Raw genomic sequence first — 1,728 nt, 5'->3', positions numbered from 1 at the left:
AAAAAAAAGGACGATGGGTTTTTTCCCTCTCAATTTCTTGAGGCAGGCCTTTGGGGCAAGCGTGCCGAGTCACTTGAAGAACACTTGAAAAAAGGAATCAAGTTGTTTTTGGTGATCGAGGATGTGCACATCGAAACCTTTGAGAAATCCGATCAATCCAAAGGTTTTAAGCTAACCGGTCGAATCGGCGCCCTGGAGTTTGTGGGTGGGGGTGACAATTCACAGGACGAAAGCAAACCCAGTGGCAGACCAACCAACTCACGTAGCCGAAAGGCCCAACAATCCGTGGCCGACATGGACGATGACATCCCTTTTGATTGAGGTAGTAAATGGAAAAGCGATGCTTTAACCAACAAGAGGCCCGGGAATACCTGGGCGTGAAACGCAAGTTTTTTGACACACATATAGCCCCCCGAATGAGGGGGATCAAAGCCGGGACATCACGCATTTATGAAAAAGCAGACATCGACAAAGCCTGGGAAGCGTATAAACTGGAGTCGGGTAGCGGTGGCCCGGAGGTAAAACCATGGGACGCACCACAGGTATCCAGCCGACCAAGGATGGTGGCTACAAAGTCGATAAGGTCTACAGGGGAAAGCGAATTCAACAGTATGGTTTCCAAACTGTTGAAGAAGCCGAAAGCTGGCTTGTCCGCATCTTAGAGCAAATGCGCATGGAGTTTGTGCACGGGGTAAGGCCCCCGCGCACATTCGACCAGGCGGCAGCGCACTACTTGCGGACCCATCAAGACAAACCATCCATTGGATCGGACATATACCACTTAAAGGCAGTGATGCCTTACATCGGAACTCTTACCCTGGATCAAATTCACAACGGCACACTCAAGCCGTTTGTGGATGCGAGAAAGGAACAGGGCCGAAAAAACAAAACCATCAATCACAGCCTGGCCATTGTTCGACGTATCTTGAACCTGGCCGCGCGCGATTGGCGGGACGAAAATGGAATGACTTGGCTGATCACACCGCCCTTGATCACACTGTTGCCATTGACAGACCAAAGGCCACCCAGGCCCCTCATGTGGGAAGAGCAGCGTCAAATACTGCCCCACCTGGCCGATCACCTGGCAGCCATGGCACTGTTCACGCTCAACACAGGATGCAGGGACGATGTGGTGTGCAATTTGCAATGGGAGTGGGAATTACCAATTCCCGCCCTGGGTATTTCGGTCTTTGTCGTGCCCCCAAAGCATGTCAAGGGCGAGGCCCACCGCAAACAGGAACGAGTGCTGGTATTGAACACGGTGGCCCAAAAGGTCATCGAGCAGCGCCGGGGCACCCACCCCACGCATGTGTTCACCTACCGTGGCAAGCCCATAGAAGGCATGTCAAACAACGGTTGGATCAATGCCAGGAAAAAAGCCAAGGTAGGGGATTTGCATGTTCATGATTTGCGCCACACCGTAGGCTTGCGCCTGCGCGAAGCGAAGGTTCAAGAATCCACGATTTCAGCAGTGTTGTGGCACTCGAACCGAACCATTACCGGCCACTATTCAATGGCCCAGGTGGTGGAGATTTTTGAAGCACTGGAGTTGATCAAAGACGAATCCAACCGTTGGAACATCAGCCTGGAGGCTTTAAAAAGGGAAAAGGGTTTAACCAAAGTCACTCAAAAGTCACTTAGGGCAAATCCAGAAAGACAAACGGGCTAGGAATTTGGCCTCCTAACCCGTTGAACTTACTGCTTAATTTTGGTGCGGCTGGCAGGATT

2 protein-coding genes are annotated in these 1,728 nt (G+C 51.6%); both read left to right on the top strand.

Annotation, left to right across the window (positions count from 1 at the left end; genetic code table 11):
• Window positions 1-321: single-stranded DNA-binding protein (locus PY990_RS16255; RefSeq protein WP_275272484.1), on the top strand; the 321-nt coding region annotated here is incomplete at its 5' end.
• Window positions 322-526: 205 nt separating this feature from the next.
• The gene (locus tag PY990_RS16250) at window positions 527-1,669 is read left to right on the top strand and encodes a tyrosine-type recombinase/integrase (protein WP_275272483.1); all 1,143 of its coding nucleotides are present in this window, start codon (window positions 527-529) and stop codon (window positions 1,667-1,669) included.
• Window positions 1,670-1,728 lie beyond the last annotated feature (59 nt).

This window comes from Limnobacter olei, from assembly GCF_029087225.1.
In the GTDB taxonomy this organism is placed as follows: Bacteria; Pseudomonadota; Gammaproteobacteria; order Burkholderiales; family Burkholderiaceae_B; genus Limnobacter; species Limnobacter olei.
The sequence above is the reverse complement of the archived record's forward strand: the minus strand, read 5'-3'. Positions and strand labels throughout refer to the sequence as shown.

Coding starts and splice junctions, on each gene's coding strand:
- PY990_RS16250 (WP_275272483.1), top strand. CDS start 527: ATGGGACGCACCACAGGTATCCAGCCGACCAAGGATGGTGGCTACAAA.